The sequence below is a fragment of the Bacillus sp. VT 712 genome (assembly GCF_001614195.1).
GTDB classification, from domain to species: Bacteria; Bacillota; Bacilli; order Bacillales; family Bacillaceae_H; genus Priestia; species Priestia flexa.
On sequence record NZ_LWBK01000053.1, the window covers coordinates 1 to 17,317 of the forward strand.

Here is a 17,317-nt window from a genome sequence, read left to right on the forward strand (position 1 = left end):
TTCGTCTATGCGCACTTCTTTTCGGACGTACTGACCCAGGTACAGCAGCTTTCCCTCAACTAAATCACCTTTTTAAAAAATCGAACCCGCACCAAGGGATCAGTCTGCCCAAAAACAGGTGAATCCCCATTTTTTAAGCATCAACCAGACTCCTTCACCTATTCATCCATTTGAAATTCACGAAAATTTAAACCATCGTGATCAAAAGTTGAAAAACGAAATGATTTTAGTTAGCTATGAATAATTCAGGAATAATATAAATGAGCGGAATCGAACGGTTAAAAAGTATTAAATCCGTTGTCAGGACGCTGTATTTCACGATGCTAAATAAGCATAGTAAGCCTAACGAAAGCGCAATGATCGGAACAGCAGGATAGTTGACTTTAAACGGTCTTACTAAGTTTGGCTCTTTCTTTCGTAAAATAAAGAGTGACACTAAGCTAATGCAGTACATCGTCATTGCACCAAATACGGCTAGAATAATAAGTGCATTTGCAAACGTCGCGGATCCTGCACAAATCACGCCGATTCCCCCCGGAATGAGCAGGCCTCCCACTGGCACACCTTTTTTATTCGTTTTTGCAAGAAATTTTGGAAAATACCCTTCTCGCGCTAGCGCATACGTTTGACGAGAGAAACCCATGATAATGCCATTTAAGCTTGCAATGAGCCCGAATAAGCCAATGATTGCAATTGTAATAGAAAGCGCATTTCCATCATAGACAAGCGATAACGCCTGTGGAAGCGGATAATCTGCTGAAGCTCTGGTACCGCTTCCTCCACCTAATCCCGCTGTGACAAATAGCGTGAAAATAGTAGCCGTTGCTAGGGTAATAATGGCAGCAATAAACCCTTTGGGAATGTTTTTTTGTGGATTCTCAACTTCTTCTGCAGCCATAGCTCCACCTTCAATAGCCAAGTAAAACCAAACGGCAAACGGAATAGCAGCTAAAATACCAGAAGGACCGTTTAAGAATGATTGTTCATTAAATAGATTGCTTGTTTCGATATGCGACAGTCCGCTCACGTAGAAGATTGCTAATCCAATAAGTGCTAGAATCGTAGCGCTTAGCTCAATTAAAGCTACTTCTTTAACGCCGATTAAATTAACGAGAATAAAGAAGGCAAAGACACCAACGGTTGCATATACGGGATTAATCGATGGAATTAAAAAATTTAGATATGCACCTGTTGAAACGGCAATAGCGGGCGGTGCAAACACAAATTCAAGTAAACAGGCAATCCCAGCTATAAATCCTCCAAATGGACCCATTGCTCTTCTTGCGTAAGATGACGGTCCACCCGCTTGCGGAATTGACGTTGATAGTTCGGCATAGCTAAACATAAAAGTTGTATAGAAAATCGTTACGATTAAGGTAGCAACTGCAAGTCCTAAAATCCCACCTGCTTCAAACCCATAGTTCCACCCAAAATATTGTCCTGAAATAACCATCCCTACTGAAATAGCCCAAAGATGGATTGGTTTTAGATGTTTCTGTAACGCCATTCTAACTCCTCCTTTTATGTATGTTGTTTTTACTGATAAAAACGATTAAATAACGAGGTGAACACCGCTTGTTTGCTGCTGGATCATTTGATAAATAATTGTACCGATATGTGCAGCTGCTTCTAACGGAGGAGTGCCGCCACGATGAATATTAGAAATCACCATGCGGTCGGACTCTTTTTTTCCTTTTTGTGGCTGATAGCACATGTATGCGCTCATCGATTCTGCGCTGACAAGTCCAGGTCGTTCTCCAATAAGTAAAACGAGTGTTTTTGGAGCTAAAATATCACCAATATCATCCATGCATGCAACCCTCCCTCCTTTTACAAAGAAGGAAGTCCCAACACTAAGGTCATATGAATCCAATGAATCAACCAAAGCTGGATAAACATCGCGGATATTTGCTTCGATTGCATTTGCGCTCAATCCGTCAGAAACAACAATTTGAACGTCTGGCTGCTTTCGGCAGTTACGTTTTAATTGTTCTTTTGCAAGCTCTGAAAGCAATCTCCCTTGGTCAGGGAATTTTAGATAATGCTCTTTTGACGTACTCTTTGTATCAATCGAAAATAATTCTAAATCTTCCAATAATTTATAATCCACTTCACCGTACACCGCATCAACAGCAGCTGCATGATCTGTTCGAAAAGCTAATACATCAGAAGTTAGCGGCCTTGTTCCCGTTCGTCCTACACCAATTCGGGCTGGCGTAAAACCTTTTAAGCGAGCTAGCAGCTGTTCTTTTTCATTTTTCATTACTTCATTCCTCCTAATACGCCGTTCATAAAAATGCTTGGATCACCTGCTTTGGACGTAAATCGATTGTTTTCCATAATGCCATACTCTTCTAACCACTGCTTAAAGATAGAAATCGGCCCTTGGTTTAAAATTCGTCGAACCGTCGCGATATCATGATAGCTTAGCGACTGATAGTTTAGCATACAGTCGTCAGCCATCGGTACACCAATTACAAAGTTTACGCCCGCTGTGCCAAGCAGCATGCTTAAGTTATCCATATCATTTTGATCAACGTTCATATGATTCGTATAGCACACATCCACTCCCATCGGTAAGCCGTGCATTTTCCCCATAAAATGATCTTCTAACCCTGCTCTTGTTACTTGCTTACTATCGTATAAATACTCTGGACCGATAAACCCAACAACCGTGTTGACTAAAAAGGGGTTAAATTGACGTGCTAAGCCGTAACATCTTGCTTCAAGCGTGACTTGATCAATATCGTAATGAGCTTCAGCAGAAAGCTCAGAGCCTTGACCAGTTTCGAAATACCAGCGATGAGGACCTACCGCAGTGCCTTTTTCATTAATCAATGCAGTGGCTTCTTTTAGCATCGAAAGCGAAATACCAAACGATTCGTTTCCTGCTTGCGTTCCCGCTAAGCTTTGAAAGATCAAATCTGCTGAAGCGCCTTTTTCAATCGCACGCATTTGAGTGGTCACATGTGCAAGGACACAGTTTTGGGTAGGAATTTGAAATTCATCAATAATTGACTTTGTTTCATTTAAAAGCGCATAAATATTTTCAGTTGTATCAATAACAGGATTAATACCGATAACAGCATCGCCAATACCATAGCTGAGCGCTTCGTATAAAGACGCACGCATGCCGGCTAAATTATCTGAGGGATGATTCGGCTGCGCTCGTGATGCGAGTACTCCTTTCATACCAATAGTTGTCTGACAAGTTGTTTTCACTTCGATCTTAGAAGCGGCTTGAATTAAATCTAGATTTGACATAATTTTAGTGACCGCTGCAATCATTTCACTCGTTAATCCTTTGGCGATATAAAGTAAGTCCGCTCCTTCGTGCTGATCTTCTAGTACATATTCGCGAAGGTCCGCCACCGTCCAGTTTTGAATTACTTTAAAAATTTCTTCATGTACCTGTTCTTCAATAAGTGCTGATACATCATCTTGTTCAGGGCTTAAAACTGGATATTCTCGAATTTCTTTTAGCATTAAGTTTGCCAATACTTGCTTAGCTGCCATTCGCTCTTTCATAGAGCTTGCTGCAATCCTCGCTAATTCATCTCCCGAACGCGCTTCGTTTGCCTTTGCCATAATTTCCTTTAAGCTTCTAAATACAAATTGTTCTCCTAATACTGCGCACGACTTGATCATCTTTTCATCTCCTTTTAAAAAGCTAACGTTTTTACTGATACAGTGACTGCTTCTCCAACGGTTTTCATGCCGATATCAATGTAGTCTCCATACGTAAAATCAATGCCATCAAGCACTATGACTTTCAATGCTTTGTTACGCTTTTGAATAGCTTGTCCAAGTGCTTTTGCTAAATCTTGCTCACATAAAACGATGAGGCAAGACGCCTGTGAGAAAAAGTTCATATAGCTTTTGTATAGAGCTTCTGCTAACTCTTGAAGCATCGTATACGTGCAGGTAGTAAAAGCTTGCAGCGCAATAGCTGTAGCTTGTCCTTCACAATCGAATATGGTGTTCGCTTGAGATAGCGTACTTTGTAGCCTTTTCACAAAAGACAGTTCGTTCCACACTCCATTTTTCTCTACGTCTACTTTAACAATTGGAATGTTTTTTAGAGGCAAACAATCTTCTGCTATGTATACTGTTGCTCCGCTTATTTCTGTATTTTGCATGCCTGCACCAATGACCGTTGCTCGAGCTGTTTCTGGTGCTGCCTCTGCTCCTTTTTTCCTTAAGCTTGCTGCTAAAAGTGGACCAATGTCACCAAATGCCACGGCTTCTTTTAGCGTAGTAGGAGAGTGTTCATTCATCATTTTTCCAATTCCACCTGAAATAAGCACTTTTTCAATGGTTGGTAAAGATTTACTTAGAGTGGCTAAAAGAAGCACAGACGATGCTCGGTCACGTTCTTTTAAAAAGCTTAGAAGTTCATCTGCTAAGCGATCGCTTAGCACCGCAGCTTGTTCAAAATCTATCGTTCTACCAACCTGCATAGTAGATTGATATTCCTTTAAAAAAGGTTGTAAAAACGGTGAAATATAGTCTACACGACCACCTTCTTGAATTCGGACTAATCGTCCTCCAATATGAAATGTAAACGCGCCAATAACTTTTCCATCTTCACAAAGAGCAACGTTAGCCGTTCCTCCCCCGACGTCAACATTAGCGATGACTCCTTCTGTTTCCTCGGACAGGGCAACCGCACCAGAACCTTTCGCTGCCAACATCCCTTCTAAGTCCGCACCAGCTGTTGCTACGACAAAGTCTCCAGCTCGATTAGCTAAATAATGAAGAATTTTTTCTGCATTTTCTTTTCTGGCTGTTTCTCCTGTAATTATGACCGCACCCGATTCCACGGCTTGAAGTGCTACGTTTGCTTTTTGATACTCTACCTGAAGCAGTTCACTGAGTGCTTCTACATCAATTTCAACCTCTGTTTTTAAAGGCGTTGTGTAAATCTCACTTTGATAAGTAACTTTTCGATCCACAATATCACAGCTAGGCAGCGAAAAGGCGCCGTTGATCTGATTGACTAAAAGTTCACTTACAATCAGCTTTGTGGTACTTGTTCCAATATCAAGCCCAATGCTTGTAATCCACCGTGTTGTCATATCATCATCCTTTAATTCGTTACGTTATGTTAACCTTAAACTAAATAAATGAATTCGACAGCAAAGATGTCAGAAAACATAACATGTTTTTTTGTCACCTTCTCTACCATTACGTTATAAAAAATCCCCTTCTGCATGTAAATGCAAGAAGGGGATTTCTATTATTCTTGTAGAGCTAAATCTTTAGTAATGACATAGTACTCGCTTTTCGTCATTTGCCATCCTTTTACGTTTTCTTTATACGCAACAAAATTATTTGGATGGACAATAGCAGAGTGCAGGACTCCATCATTGATTATTTTTCCCGCTTGTCTTGTTAACTCCACGCGCTTTTGCTCGTCAACAGTTTCATTTAACTGCTTAATTACATCACTAAGCGCTGGATTATCATAGTGACCTACGTTATAAAAACCATCTTTTCCATAAACGCTATTTAAAAAATAAGAAGAATCACCGCGCGGGGCCGTAATTAAGCTGTATGTAGCTATGCCCCAGTCGGAATTTGTGGTCATATATTCATCTATGTTTTCAACCTGCTGGATTTCTACTTTGACCCCAATCTTTTTCGCTTCCGATTGAATGAGCTGTGCCATCAAGGGAAGCTCTGGGCGATATGGATATGTTAAGATTGTGAACGATAGCTGCTTACCATCTTTGACTACTTGGTTGCTTTCAAATTTGTAGCCTGCTTTTTTTAAGTATTCTTTTGCAGATTCAGTGCCAAACTCTTTTTTCGGAGCATCATAAGCGAAAGAAAACTCCTTTAAAAACGGACCGTTGGCTGCTACGCCTTGTCCTGCAAGCGTGTAGTCTACCACATCTTGACGATTTAAGAGAACATCAAATGCTTTTCTCACGTTAACATCTTTAAACGCTTCAATGTTCGTATTATATAAAAGCATTTGCGTTCGTAAGCTTGGAACGACGTCAACTACAAGCGACTCGTCTTTCTTTAACAGCTCTAGGTTTTCAATTTCAGGACGATACACAATATCTGCTTCTCCGGATTGGAGCCCTGCTGTCCTTGCATTTGCATCTTCATTGTATAGCATTGTAACGCGATCCAATTTAGATTCACCGTCCCAATACTGATCATTTTTTTTCAGCTCTAGCTTACTGTTTGGCTGAGAAGATACCGCTTCAAATGGTCCTGTACCTACTGGATGTGCTTCAATATTTTTTTCGGTTACATCGATAATAGCTGCGTTGGGATGAACGAGTTCAGACGGAAATGAAGCTACAGGCTCTTGCGTTACAATCGTTAGTTTTTGACCATCCGCTTTCATTTCTTTTATTTTCAATGAGGCTTTCATCGCTTCACTCACCTTCATCGTACGTTCTAATGACGATTTCACCGCTTTAGCGTCCAACGTTTTTCCATTTTGAAACACAACTTCGTCTCTAATAATAAACTCCCAAGTTGTTCCATTGTCTAACGTTTTCCAACTTTCAGCTAACCATGGCTCAATTTGTGAATCTTCTGTTGTTTTGACCAATGTTTCCACAATGCCTGCTCGCAGCGGCGTGTAGTTAAGCTGGGGATCTAGGGTATCTGTTGGAAAGTTGGATAAAAAGGTAAGCTTGTTGCGGTCGGAATCTACAGAGCTGTTTTCCTTATTTCCAGAGCAAGCTGTAAGCATGCACGCCACAACTCCCATCATGATTGCTGTTTTCCATATCTGTCTTTTCATGTCGTAATCCTCCAAAGTATGTATCTTAGCAAATGATGCTAATCATAATTTCAAAAGTTTACGAGTTTTCTAACTTTTTGTCAATCAGTTTTTTGCTTAGCTTTTGACCTTTGGAGCGTCCTTTATACGTCGTCCCAATAATACCAACCATAATAGCTATACCTCCAATCCAATGGAAGTAAGACAAACTCTCATGTAAAAATGCGACGCCTGCTATCACACCGATTAACGTAGCTAAATTAGTAAACACGCTCATCTGCGCTGCTTGAATTGTTTTTAACGAGTAGTTGGATAGAAAAGCTGTAATAAGAGAAGAAAATATACCTAAGTATGCTACTGAAAGCAAAAATTCCAGTTGAAAAAGCGGTTCGAAAAATGTTGCCAGCGAGCCGTTAAGACTATGATGAACAACGGCCGCTCCGTTAAAGCCGACAAACCCAACAAACATCATGACGTATGTAAGCTCCAAGGTAGAATATGAGCGTGTCATTTTACGAGCGAGTACGTTATAAGAAGCATTTGATAAGGATGCTAGTAAAATAAACAGGGCACCTAAACTTCCACTTGCTGAGAAATTTACGCCTTTCATTGCTAGAATGTATACAATACCGGAAACAGATAATAGAATTGAAAACTTTTGGCGAGACGTTGACGTTTCTTTTAATAGATAGGTAGCAAGAAGCAAAGTGAAAATTGGAACCGACGCTTGAATAATGCTCGCTTCAGAAGATGTGGTATATAAAAGACCAAGCGCTTGAAAGCCAAAGTAACTTATCGGAAATAAAAGACCTAGAGGTACAATACGAAGAACATCGTGCCCATTCACTTGCATTTTTTGCTTGTTCACAAATAGAAACAAGGAAGCAACTATAAAAGATAGCGTAAAGCGATGGGCAAGCACATCAATAACCCCTGCATAGTTTAGCGCTACTTTTACAATCATGAGCGCAAAACCTGTAATGATTGCATATAAAAAAGCTGAGCCAAACGCTCTTTGAACATTTGTCAAATAATCCTCTCCTTTTTAACCGATTGTGCGAATACACTCCACTGATTGTTTTATACAAGTATACAAAAAAGCCCTTGTTTTACAACAAGAGCTTTTATTCTTACGCTTCAATCAACGTTAGCTTTTCTATAATTGCTTCACGTGGCTTAGGTGCTGGAACGTCATCAAATTTACCTAACATCAATACACCGACAATAGCTTCATCTTCTTTTATTCCTGCTATTTTTCTAAACCCCGGCTGATGAATGAGTTTACCAGTTTTCCATAGCACTCCAATTTCTTGCTCCCACGCTAACAGTAGAAAATTTTGGATAAAAGCAGACACAGCGCTGAAATCTTCTTCTTGCTTCATTTCATTTTCATCTTTAGGGACCGTAATAATAATATTAGCCTGTGATTGAGAAAATTTCTCTGCCATCTTCCCTATTTTTTTTGCTGCTCCTTCATCAGAAACTTGTTTGGACAAGTTTTTCATCTGTTCACTTAATGATTCATTGCCTTTCCCATAAAACATCACAAGTCTCCACGGCTGACGTAGCTTATGGTTTGGAGCCCATGATGCATCGTCTAAAAGTTGGATAATAGCTTCTTTCTCAATTGGATCATTATTAAATGTACGAATGGTTCTTCTTTCTCTTATTACGTCTCGAATGGATGCTGACATCTGAATCGTTCCTTTCAACTATAGATTGTGTTAGCTATTTTGAATTAAAAATCGCACGGCTTGCGAAATATCCATATCGTGTTGTTCACAAAATGTAAGCAGTTTATCATATGTATTGGCATCTAAGCGTACATGAATAGATTCGGTAAGCCTTGTATTATCAAGATGTTTTGAAACTTTGTGCTGGTCTTCTTTAAACATCCCTCGATGTACGGATAACGTCGCGCTTCCTCGATCAGCAATTTGCTTTTCACATTCTCTCTCATCCCAAAACTCTTTAACTTGCTCCATGCGTTCATCAAGTCGCTTCTGAAACTCTTCATTTTCAAGTTTTGCGCCTTTACGCTTTGCTTTATGGATAAACTTTTGAATCATAAATTCCCGGTATTCTTCGTAGCTTTTAAATGATATTACTCTCATACGATTACCCTCACATCTGTTCTACGATAATCATTCTCAATTGACTATCTACCCTTATATTACTGAATATAAGACATTTCTGTCAATCTTTTTCTCAATTAAAAAAGAAAAGGCACTTCGCCTTTTCTTTATGCAGCTTGCTTTTGCTTCTTTCTCTTGTACTTCCACATCATATAACGATAACGTATCGTACATCCGATGCAGTATCCCATTAAAGCTACACCTGCTGCAATAAGCACCATGATGCTAAAAGCCGCTGATACAACTGGTAGATTTACCATAAAAAACAACAGTGATAATCCTAAACAGCTAGTCGCAATCCACTGGTTGAAAAGCTGCTGATCGCGATCTTCTAACGGATAGAATGAAGCTTCTTTTCTAAGAAATTGTTTTCCCACCTTCATGATGGGATTTTGTTTTGTTAGGAGAGTAATGATCCCTACAATAAACGGAGCAAGCAGTACCCATGTTGTTGTAAAAAACGATAAAACGACGCTCGCTACAATAAAAGCTTGATTGAACTGAACAAGTGGTTTTGGAATCCCCATGACAAATAGCCCCCTCTTTATATCTCATTATACACAGTGTATTAGTAAGAATAAAGATGGAAGCTTTGGAAACTTATGAGTTTTTCAACTTTCTTAAACAAAGCTTTATGCATTCATTTGCCTCTTCGATAAACTTATCATTTCCTGCTTTCAAACGAATTTCAAGCGACTGTTGAAAATAATGATGGGCTTTTGAAAGATTTTGTTGATCTAATAAACATTTTCCGTACTGTTGATACAAGAAATCTGCATATGTATGTAGCGATGATTTTATGTGAAGCTGATTGAGGAGAGTTTCGAACGTTTCATTTGCTTTACACCAATTACTTTGCCAATGGAATGTTTGTCCTAAATAAATAGAACTTTTAAATACTTGCTCGTGTTCATGATACCTTTCATATAAATAAATGGATAGCTGCAAATGTCTTACGCTGCTTTCTAATGCGCCTACAATGCGTTCATATTTACCAATTATCCGGTACATGTCCGCAGCTATTCTCTCATCTTCCTCTGAGATTGCTTTCTTTTTTAAATAAGCAATCCCTTTTCGGATATCAGCTTCATTAAAAGGCACTTCGCGGAGCTTCTGGCTAAAACTATAATTCATATTAAAGGGAATACGCTTTATATCCATAAAGAACCCTTCCTTATATATCCATTTTATATAATTGTACCCTAAATTTGCAGTACATACAATATTTATGAAAGCCTCTTTCATCTGTGGAAAGAGGTTTTCATCACTATGCGTTTCGCTTCATATAATAAAATGGCTTTCCGCTAATGTAACGCGTACCCGTCACGTAAAAATCCATTTTTTCGTAGAGAGCACGAGCTCCTTCATTATCAAGCTCAACATTTAGGGTTAAAGGAAGCTTCCTACTTTCTGCTTCTTGAAAAGCACTCTGTAACAGCATAGATCCAATGCCTTTACCTTGATAACTTTCACCCACAACGATTGAATCAAGATAAAAGTCTCCTGCTTCTGTTTCCCTATCTGGAAGCCACTTGCTGTTTCCTGTTTTTTCACGAACATACGAAACCATTGGCTGATCGAAAGCTTCAATTTGTTCACCCTCATAGCAAATCATGACTCCCGCGATTTCCTCGTTAAGTTCAGCAACCGTAATATTTTTATAGCTATATCGGCTGCAGTCTGACTCCACATATGTTTATAACACGCGAAGAGCCTCGTCGTCCGCTGAACTAGCAGTATGGTCGCGGGCAATTTGACCAAGCATGCTATATAATAGCTCGCTTATAACGCCTGCTTCTTGTTTTTCTGCTTTTCTGATGTTCATACTATCAATACTCCTTTTTATCGTCTATTTCTACTTTACCACATCTGTGTAGTTTTGAAAGAAATATACATTTTATCGAAAAAACAGTATAATGAAATAAATAATAAAAAGGTGGTAGGTGCTCAGTTGATGCCAAGAAAACAAAAGCGTAAAAAGAAAACGTCACGTGATCGATATACCATTTTTGATTTTCTTTTTGATTTACTCTTGGAAGTTCCCCAGCTTTTACTTTGGCCAGTGCGATTCCTTATAAGAAACATAAAACATCTCTTTGATGCGTTTTAATAGGGAGTATTCATTATAGATTGATCATAGCCATGCTTGGAGTGAACCTCTTCCAAGCATGGCTACATTTTTTTACTACTCTTAGTTCAGTGGAAACTCATGCTTTGGTTTGCGCTTTGCCTTTTTTCTTACTTCTTTCCACCAATAGTATAAGGTGGTTCCAACAAAAATCCCTACCAGCATTTTTATCATAAACGGTGTCATCCTACACTCTCCTTTCTTCTTTTACAAACAGCGCTTGAATAAGTCGCTTTCTTTCAAAAAGTAATAGTGCTAGGCACATTAGCGTTAACACCGTGCTTAAATCTTGTACGCCGATATCAAAAAAGTAATTAACCATCATTACGTTTACAACGATTGGAAAATAACAGATTGCTCCAAACAACGCCGTGCGCGGGATCATAATGAGAATAGCCGCTACTACCTCTCCAATTCCAATTACGATTTCATATTCTTTGGAGTAACCAAAAAATCTCCAAGCCATAACAAACCCTTCACCATTTAGCGCAAGTGCTTCAGGCGTAGGCTCTCCAAACTGGCCGAATACAATCTTTACAGAGCCATAAATAAGAAACACAACCCCTAAAAAAATCCGAAACGTTGCTGGAATTGATTGACGAAAAACTGAAACCCATTTAGAACCTTTCATTTGCCCACTCCTTTACCTATTTTTCTGTTAAAAATCGACTTCTCTCTTCTGCAGTAGGCAGCCGACAAGCTCTTTTTTTCATAAACTTGTGCCGGTGTTTAGCTACGTAATCATACACTTTGTCTCGAATGCGTTTAGGCACAATAATAAAGACATATGCATATTTGACCGGCCCTGTGAGCTCTTTCACAATACGTAACATGGCCGTTGACTTTGTATAGATCAACTCGTTTTGAAATAAGACAATTGAGTTGTATTGTTGAGGGATTATGTGATTAGTTCGCAGTTTTTCACCCAAAGATGATTGTAGGGAAGCAAAACAAAACGTAACTGTTGGGTCATGGTTCATTATAAATAAAATTGTTTGATTACACATATGACAGTCTCCGTCAAAAAAAATGATATGCTTTTTCACTTCTATTGGTAAAACCTCCCTTCTTTTTCATTGTAATAGCTTATCGCATCTGTAACGATGTCATTACCTTACAGTTAGCTTACAGTTTTGTAAGTAAAGCCGTTTAAAGTGCGCAAACTACTATCATAAGAAGAATAAAAAGCAGGCATTTTTCCTACAATAGTTTTGTCTTTATTCAACTTTTTTAGCGACTTTAAAAACCGTTGTTTCCTTCTAAAAACGTTGCTGTAGACCCACTTGCTGCTAGCTTGTTACGATAAAATCATCTAACTGAAAGGAGTTTTTTATGAAACGCTCATCCTCAAACATTGCCTTTTTATCTGTCGCTAGCAACTCACTTGTTGTGCTACTAAAAGTTAGCGTAGGTATTCTGACCGGTTCTGTAGCCGTCTTATCAGAAGCCATTCATTCAGCACTTGATTTATTGGCCTCTTTTATCGCTTTCATTTCTGTTAAAGTATCTGGTAAGCCAGCAGATGACGATCATCCTTACGGTCATGGAAAAATCGAAAATATCTCAGGAACAATTGAGACGTTGCTTATTTACGTAGCAGGTATTTGGATTATTTATGAATGTGTACATAAGTTGATTTCACCTGAACCGATTAAACTTCCGCTTCTAGCTATTGGTGTTATGCTTCTGGGTGCTCTTATTAACTTTGTAGTTTCTAGAATTGTAAATAAGGAAGCAAATCGTATTAACTCTGTTGCAATGAAGTCAAATGCCTTTCACCTTCTTACAGATGTATACACATCGCTTGGTGTAGGACTTAGCTTAATATTAGTTGCCGTAACAGGTTGGACGTTTCTAGACCCTATTATCGGGATTGCCTTGGCGCTTTATATTATGATTGAAGCAACGAAGTTAATGAAAGAGGCCTTCCCTCCTCTGTTGGACGCTCGTTTAAACAAAAGTGAAGAAGAAGAGGTTTTCCAGGCTATTCGTACCTTTCAAAGTGAGTATATTGAAATTCAGTGTTTTAAAACACGAAGAGCAGGAGCCCACGAACATATTGATTTTCACCTCATCGTACCGCCAGAGAATAGCATCAAAAGCATTCACCACTTATGTGATCGCATTGAGGATAAAATTCTTGAAAAGTTTCCGAACGCTCACATTATGATTCACCCAGAGCCGGACGGTTTACAAGAAAGGTAAGCACGAAGCTAGCACATAACAAAATATTTTTTTCTCAAGAACGGATCATGACTTTTCTACAATAGTTAGCTTTTAAGAACAAGTTCGTCCCATTTCAATAGTTTTTCAACTTGTTTTTGAAACCAAAAATATCTCATCTCTTTAATATTGTTAACAAAAAAATAAGAATAATCTAACAAATATGCGTCTTTTATGCTACTATATAGTTTAATTATTTCTGAAAGAGGTGAACGTTTTGAATGACTTATTAACGTTTTTATTACTATCTTCTTTTGTTGTAATGAGTCCTGGTGTTGATACTGCGCTTATTACAAAACGCACCGTTAGTGAAGGGCAAGCCTCTGGTTATCGAATGGCTTTAGGGATTACTACGGGCTCATTAGTTCATACGTTTGCCGCAGCGTTTGGCCTTTCAGCCATTCTCATGCAGTCTGCTTTAGCATTTGAAATTGTAAAATACGTGGGAGCTATTTATTTGATTTACCTCGGCGTTTCTTCATTTATGACAAGAAAAAAACAAGAAACAGAAGAGAATTTAAAAGACCAAATAAAACCTGGTCAGTCTGCATTTAAGCAGGGATTGTTATCAAACGTATTAAACCCAAAAGTAGCGATGTTTTTTCTGACGTTTTTACCTCAATTCGTCACCCCAGGTTCAAGCTCTATTCAGCAATTACTAATGATGGGTGTTATATATACGTTTCTATCTATTTCTTGGTTTTTTGTTTATGTCTTTTTCATTAACTATTTGCGAAGCTGGCTGTTATCGGCCAAGGTTCAGCGCGCAATGGATAGGGCAACTGGCTTAGTACTGATTGGCTTTGGAGTTAAGCTTGCGTTTTCAAAACAAAATTAATTCAAAAGAGTTTGGGACATAACAAAATGATTGCTTCTAAGAGACGAACAATAGCTGTTCCAATCTTTTTGGTTTGTCTGAACACGTTCGTTCCATTGCGCTACGGCCACTCGCTTTCCGCGGGGAGGAACCTGAGCTTCCTCGCTGCGCTGCGGGATCTCAGTTTTCCCTCTCTTTCCCGCAGGAGTCGAGTGTCCTACGCTCCATTCCACCCTATTTCCAACATTGTTTTCACAATCAACAAAAAACCTGAACGATTAAAAGTGAGAAACTCTCAATCGTTCAGGTTTATCATTGGCTGAATTACTTATGTCCCAGCCTCTTTTTATTTATCCCATAATGAAGCGAACTGCGGCCATTAAGGCTACTCCGCTTAAAACCGTAACGGATAAGCTCTTGCTTCGAATCGCAATGAAAATCGTTGGGATAATTACAATGATAACTTCCCAGTTCACTTGAAGAGCATTTTCTGTTTGTACGGTGAAGTTTTCTACTACCAAAGCGGTTAAGATACAAACGGGAATATATGAAAGCCACTTAAGAACCGGTTCTGGCAGCGTCATGTTTCGAACAATTGCAAATGGTACAACCCTTGGAATAAACGTTACAAGTGCACACCCTAAAATAATGAGCAGTGTTGATAGATCTAAACTCATTTTTCAGTCATCACTCCAATCGTTGCAACAATGATAGTTGACACAATAACGGCTACGTGCGAAGGCATAAAAAACGATAGCGTAATCATCGCAATAGTCATGTATGCAGTTAAAGTAAGAGAATGTCTAAGCTTTTTGGGAGCAAGACTTTGCAGCTGTAGAACAAGAAGCGCGACAAACATAGCGATTAAAGCAAAATCAAGACCTAAAGCTTCAGGATCTACAATCACGTTTCCAAATAACGCTCCCACAACGCAGGCACAAATCCATGAAAAGTAAGCCGTAATGTTTAAGCCATTCATCCAGCGATCCGTTATATGTTCACCTTTTGCGATTTTATTAGCAGCAACACCAAATGATTCGTCCGTAATAAGAGCTCCAATGCCTATATTCTTTACCAACGAATAGCGCGTAAAGTGTGGAGCAAGAGTTGCACATAATAAAAGATGCCTTAAGTTTACAATAAAAATGGTTAAAATAATGGCTGAAGCCGGACTATCAGCGACAAGCAACGCACAAAAAATAAACTGAGCCGCTCCTGCATAAACAAATATGGCTAATAGCGCTACTTCTAAAACACTAAGCTTTGAAGCTACTCCTACTACTCCACAAGCAATACCAATACTTATGTATCCTAATAGCGTGGGAACACAGTCTTTCACTCCTTGTGAAAAGGTTGGGATAGCACTTTCTCTTTCAACAAACGCTTTTTCAGTGATCACGTAACCCCCTCCTCTGTTCATTATATTATACAACCAACTGTTATAACAAACAACTGTATGTTATACTGTTTATATAAAAATGTTAAAGGAGATCTATTATGGACCATATCCAGCAAACAATTGCGGCTAACTTAATTAGCATTCGAAAAAAAAGAAACTTATCTCTCACGCAAGTTTCTGAGCTAACGGGTGTCAGTAAAGCAATGCTCGCGCAAATTGAAAATGGAAAATCCAGCCCAACTGTTACGACGCTATGGAAGATTGCCAATGGCCTTCAAGTATCCTTTTCATCGTTTATCCAAGAGCAAAAAGCACAGGTGAAAAAAATTCAGCTAAACGATCTTAAACCTATTACAGACAATGAAGGCAGCTACGTTGTCTTTCCATTTTTTCCTTACCATCCTGAAAAAAAGTTTGAAGTATATATCGTTACGCTTGCCCCTGGGTGTACGCACGGAGCAAAATCTCACCTTGGAGAAGAATACTTGCTGGTAAAAGACGGTGATTTGTCTGTTATAGTAGACGGTGAAGAACATGAGCTAACATCTGGAGATGCGCTTCAGTTTCCAGGCTCGTCACCTCATAGCTATATAAATCGAACGGAAAAAGAAGCGAGCTTTTTCTTGTTGATGTACTACCCAGAACCGCAATAAAAGGAGCCTTAATAGATTAGAGCTCCTTTTATTTAAACTATAAGAGATGAACCTTGAATAATAATTACTGTCATTCCCACATCACTTCCTGACGTGTGCCACTCGTCTTTTTCCCACAATGCTGCTTGTCCTTTTTTGACTTGTACCTGGACTTCATCATCACTTGTTACCCAACCTTCACCCTCAATTACCAAGAACAGTTGTTTACTTGGCGCCTCATGATGACCTGTAATTCCTCCCGGTTCAATATACATAATTCCTATAGAAGCTTCTTTTAGATTCGCTATCTTCAAATAGCTTGATAGCTCAGAGTTATATCGTGTAACTGGAACCGCCTGCTGCTGTTGAAATGAAATAATCTTCAAGTAATCTTCACCTCTTCATACACTCTAGTTAACATAATAATATTATTATCTATATAAAAAGCAGTGTATCTTTTCAAATGATACACTGCTTAAAAAATGGATACGAGTTCTTTTGTATAGGGATTTCTTTGAGCGTGAAATAACTCTTCAGTCCGAAACATATCCACAACCTCACCTTGTTTCATTACCATAATGCGTTGACTCAGCTCTTTAACTGCTGTAAGGTCGTGTGAAATAAACAAGTAGGATAAATCTAGTTGGTCGCGAAGATCTTCCAGCAAATGCAAAATGCTTCGCTGTGAAATAACATCGAGGCTTGCCGTTGGTTCATCTAGTATAACAAGTTCAGGTTCAATGCTAATTGCGCGAGCAAGCGTCACGCGCTGCTTTTGTCCTCCGCTTAGTTCGTGAGGGTATCTTTCAGCAATACTTGCAGGCAACCCAACCATATTGAGCAGTTCTGACACAAACTGTTCTTTTGATGAAAATGAAAAATAGCGCAGACTTAACTGCTTTCTGTACTGTAAATAAGGGTCTAAAAGGGAAGCTTTTATTTTAAGTTTAGGATTTAATGCAGCCGTTGGGTTTTGAAACACAATTTGAAAGCCTTTGCGAATTGGCATTAGCTTACGACTACTCAGGCTTTGAATTTCTTGATTTCTGAATAGAATTTTACCGCTATTCACTTGTTCTAAACGCATCAAACAGCGTGAAAGCGTACTTTTCCCACACCCACTCTCACCTACAAGCCCCAAGCACTCTCCTTTTTTCAAATCGAACGAAACGTTCTTTAAGACCTGTTGACCACCATACGTTTTAGTAAGGTTTTGAACCGACAATAAACTCATC

General features: G+C 39.0%; 22 protein-coding genes. 3 read left to right on the forward strand and 19 right to left on the reverse strand.

Going from position 1 to position 17,317, the window contains the following annotated elements:
- Positions 1–226 precede the first annotated feature (226 nt).
- The 15 genes from eat to A2U94_RS18225 form a co-directional block, all read right to left on the reverse strand.
- The gene (eat, locus tag A2U94_RS18165; RefSeq protein ID WP_082823084.1) at positions 227–1,507 is read right to left on the reverse strand and encodes an ethanolamine permease; all 1,281 of its coding nucleotides are present in this window, start codon (positions 1,505–1,507) and stop codon (positions 227–229) included.
- A gap of 45 nt (positions 1,508–1,552) precedes the next feature.
- Complete coding sequence (gene eutC / locus A2U94_RS18170) at positions 1,553–2,263, reverse strand: ethanolamine ammonia-lyase subunit EutC (protein WP_025911812.1); 711 nt, start codon at positions 2,261–2,263, stop codon at positions 1,553–1,555.
- A complete protein-coding gene (locus A2U94_RS18175; RefSeq protein WP_025911810.1) occupies positions 2,263–3,648 on the reverse strand; it encodes an ethanolamine ammonia-lyase subunit EutB in 1,386 nt (461 codons plus the stop codon). The genes eutC and A2U94_RS18175 overlap by 1 nt, the downstream gene beginning before the upstream one ends.
- Positions 3,649–3,662: 14 nt before the next feature.
- Positions 3,663–5,078 carry an ethanolamine ammonia-lyase reactivating factor EutA gene (locus A2U94_RS18180; RefSeq protein ID WP_035321401.1) on the reverse strand — a complete coding sequence of 472 codons (1,416 nt, stop codon included), beginning with the start codon at positions 5,076–5,078 and terminating at the stop codon, positions 3,663–3,665.
- A gap of 161 nt (positions 5,079–5,239) precedes the next feature.
- Positions 5,240–6,769 carry a nickel ABC transporter substrate-binding protein gene (gene nikA / locus A2U94_RS18185; RefSeq protein ID WP_025911809.1) on the reverse strand — a complete coding sequence of 510 codons (1,530 nt, stop codon included), beginning with the start codon at positions 6,767–6,769 and terminating at the stop codon, positions 5,240–5,242.
- Between the two features lie 58 nt (positions 6,770–6,827).
- Positions 6,828–7,778, reverse strand: a complete 951-nt coding sequence (locus A2U94_RS18190; RefSeq protein ID WP_025911807.1) for a DMT family transporter — start codon at positions 7,776–7,778, stop codon at positions 6,828–6,830.
- 100 nt (positions 7,779–7,878) lie between these two features.
- Positions 7,879–8,442, reverse strand: coding sequence for a nitroreductase family protein (locus tag A2U94_RS18195; RefSeq protein WP_025911806.1), 564 nt, complete (start codon positions 8,440–8,442; stop codon positions 7,879–7,881).
- A gap of 30 nt (positions 8,443–8,472) precedes the next feature.
- A complete protein-coding gene (locus A2U94_RS18200; protein WP_025911805.1) occupies positions 8,473–8,862 on the reverse strand; it encodes a hypothetical protein in 390 nt (129 codons plus the stop codon).
- Between the two features lie 128 nt (positions 8,863–8,990).
- Entirely contained in the window at positions 8,991–9,410 is a 420-nt protein-coding gene (locus tag A2U94_RS18205; protein WP_025911804.1) for a DUF4395 domain-containing protein, read from the reverse strand.
- A gap of 73 nt (positions 9,411–9,483) precedes the next feature.
- Positions 9,484–10,044 carry a hypothetical protein gene (locus A2U94_RS18210; RefSeq protein WP_061785485.1) on the reverse strand — a complete coding sequence of 187 codons (561 nt, stop codon included), beginning with the start codon at positions 10,042–10,044 and terminating at the stop codon, positions 9,484–9,486.
- A 106-nt stretch (positions 10,045–10,150) separates the two neighbouring features.
- Positions 10,151–10,573: a GNAT family N-acetyltransferase gene (locus A2U94_RS20900; RefSeq protein WP_197414237.1), complete on the reverse strand. Its 423-nt coding sequence runs from the start codon at positions 10,571–10,573 to the stop codon at positions 10,151–10,153.
- 6 nt (positions 10,574–10,579) lie between these two features.
- Positions 10,580–10,708, reverse strand: coding sequence for a hypothetical protein (locus tag A2U94_RS22180; RefSeq protein WP_258954119.1), 129 nt, complete (start codon positions 10,706–10,708; stop codon positions 10,580–10,582).
- A gap of 366 nt (positions 10,709–11,074) precedes the next feature.
- Positions 11,075–11,197 carry a hypothetical protein gene (locus A2U94_RS22185; protein ID WP_257788882.1) on the reverse strand — a complete coding sequence of 41 codons (123 nt, stop codon included), beginning with the start codon at positions 11,195–11,197 and terminating at the stop codon, positions 11,075–11,077.
- A gap of 1 nt (position 11,198) precedes the next feature.
- Positions 11,199–11,642 carry a hypothetical protein gene (locus tag A2U94_RS18220; protein ID WP_025911800.1) on the reverse strand — a complete coding sequence of 148 codons (444 nt, stop codon included), beginning with the start codon at positions 11,640–11,642 and terminating at the stop codon, positions 11,199–11,201.
- Positions 11,643–11,658: 16 nt separating this feature from the next.
- Positions 11,659–12,057: a thiol-disulfide oxidoreductase DCC family protein gene (locus tag A2U94_RS18225; RefSeq protein ID WP_062686716.1), complete on the reverse strand. Its 399-nt coding sequence runs from the start codon at positions 12,055–12,057 to the stop codon at positions 11,659–11,661.
- Between the two features lie 286 nt (positions 12,058–12,343).
- On the opposite strand from A2U94_RS18225, the gene A2U94_RS18230 reads away from it, so the two are divergent.
- Together A2U94_RS18230 and A2U94_RS18235 are read left to right on the forward strand one after the other, a co-directional pair.
- Complete coding sequence (locus A2U94_RS18230; protein WP_025911798.1) at positions 12,344–13,216, forward strand: cation diffusion facilitator family transporter; 873 nt, start codon at positions 12,344–12,346, stop codon at positions 13,214–13,216.
- A 235-nt stretch (positions 13,217–13,451) separates the two neighbouring features.
- On the forward strand, positions 13,452–14,072 hold the full coding sequence (locus A2U94_RS18235; protein ID WP_025911797.1) for a LysE family translocator: 621 nt from the start codon (positions 13,452–13,454) through the stop codon (positions 14,070–14,072).
- A gap of 329 nt (positions 14,073–14,401) precedes the next feature.
- Here the strand turns inward: A2U94_RS18235 and A2U94_RS18245 are convergent, their stop codons facing one another.
- Both A2U94_RS18245 and A2U94_RS18250 read right to left on the reverse strand, forming a co-directional pair.
- Positions 14,402–14,728 carry an AzlD domain-containing protein gene (locus tag A2U94_RS18245; protein WP_025911794.1) on the reverse strand — a complete coding sequence of 109 codons (327 nt, stop codon included), beginning with the start codon at positions 14,726–14,728 and terminating at the stop codon, positions 14,402–14,404.
- Positions 14,725–15,450 carry an AzlC family ABC transporter permease gene (locus A2U94_RS18250; protein ID WP_025911792.1) on the reverse strand — a complete coding sequence of 242 codons (726 nt, stop codon included), beginning with the start codon at positions 15,448–15,450 and terminating at the stop codon, positions 14,725–14,727. The genes A2U94_RS18245 and A2U94_RS18250 overlap by 4 nt, the downstream gene beginning before the upstream one ends.
- A gap of 98 nt (positions 15,451–15,548) precedes the next feature.
- Between A2U94_RS18250 and A2U94_RS18255 the strand changes: the two genes are divergently transcribed.
- Positions 15,549–16,103 (forward strand): helix-turn-helix domain-containing protein, encoded by a 555-nt coding sequence (locus A2U94_RS18255; RefSeq protein WP_025911791.1) that lies wholly within the window; start codon positions 15,549–15,551, stop codon positions 16,101–16,103.
- A gap of 32 nt (positions 16,104–16,135) precedes the next feature.
- On the opposite strand, the gene A2U94_RS18260 is transcribed toward A2U94_RS18255, so the two are convergent.
- Entirely contained in the window at positions 16,136–16,468 is a 333-nt protein-coding gene (locus A2U94_RS18260) for a cupin domain-containing protein (protein ID WP_025911789.1), read from the reverse strand.
- Positions 16,469–16,557: 89 nt separating this feature from the next.
- Positions 16,558–17,316: an ABC transporter ATP-binding protein gene (locus A2U94_RS18265; RefSeq protein ID WP_025911788.1), complete on the reverse strand. Its 759-nt coding sequence runs from the start codon at positions 17,314–17,316 to the stop codon at positions 16,558–16,560.
- Between the last annotated feature and the right edge of the window lies 1 nt (position 17,317).

Coding starts and splice junctions, on each gene's coding strand:
- eat (WP_082823084.1), bottom strand. CDS start 1,507: ATGGCGTTACAGAAACATCTAAAACCAATCCATCTTTGGGCTATTTCA.
- eutC (WP_025911812.1), bottom strand. CDS start 2,263: ATGAAAAATGAAAAAGAACAGCTGCTAGCTCGCTTAAAAGGTTTTACG.
- A2U94_RS18175 (WP_025911810.1), bottom strand. CDS start 3,648: ATGATCAAGTCGTGCGCAGTATTAGGAGAACAATTTGTATTTAGAAGC.
- A2U94_RS18180 (WP_035321401.1), bottom strand. CDS start 5,078: ATGACAACACGGTGGATTACAAGCATTGGGCTTGATATTGGAACAAGT.
- nikA (WP_025911809.1), bottom strand. CDS start 6,769: ATGAAAAGACAGATATGGAAAACAGCAATCATGATGGGAGTTGTGGCG.
- A2U94_RS18195 (WP_025911806.1), bottom strand. CDS start 8,442: ATGTCAGCATCCATTCGAGACGTAATAAGAGAAAGAAGAACCATTCGT.
- A2U94_RS18200 (WP_025911805.1), bottom strand. CDS start 8,862: ATGAGAGTAATATCATTTAAAAGCTACGAAGAATACCGGGAATTTATG.
- A2U94_RS18205 (WP_025911804.1), bottom strand. CDS start 9,410: ATGGGGATTCCAAAACCACTTGTTCAGTTCAATCAAGCTTTTATTGTA.
- A2U94_RS18210 (WP_061785485.1), bottom strand. CDS start 10,044: ATGGATATAAAGCGTATTCCCTTTAATATGAATTATAGTTTTAGCCAG.
- A2U94_RS22180 (WP_258954119.1), bottom strand. CDS start 10,708: ATGAACATCAGAAAAGCAGAAAAACAAGAAGCAGGCGTTATAAGCGAG.
- A2U94_RS22185 (WP_257788882.1), bottom strand. CDS start 11,197: ATGACACCGTTTATGATAAAAATGCTGGTAGGGATTTTTGTTGGAACC.
- A2U94_RS18220 (WP_025911800.1), bottom strand. CDS start 11,642: ATGAAAGGTTCTAAATGGGTTTCAGTTTTTCGTCAATCAATTCCAGCA.
- A2U94_RS18230 (WP_025911798.1), top strand. CDS start 12,344: ATGAAACGCTCATCCTCAAACATTGCCTTTTTATCTGTCGCTAGCAAC.
- A2U94_RS18245 (WP_025911794.1), bottom strand. CDS start 14,728: ATGAGTTTAGATCTATCAACACTGCTCATTATTTTAGGGTGTGCACTT.
- A2U94_RS18255 (WP_025911791.1), top strand. CDS start 15,549: ATGGACCATATCCAGCAAACAATTGCGGCTAACTTAATTAGCATTCGA.
- A2U94_RS18265 (WP_025911788.1), bottom strand. CDS start 17,316: ATGAGTTTATTGTCGGTTCAAAACCTTACTAAAACGTATGGTGGTCAA.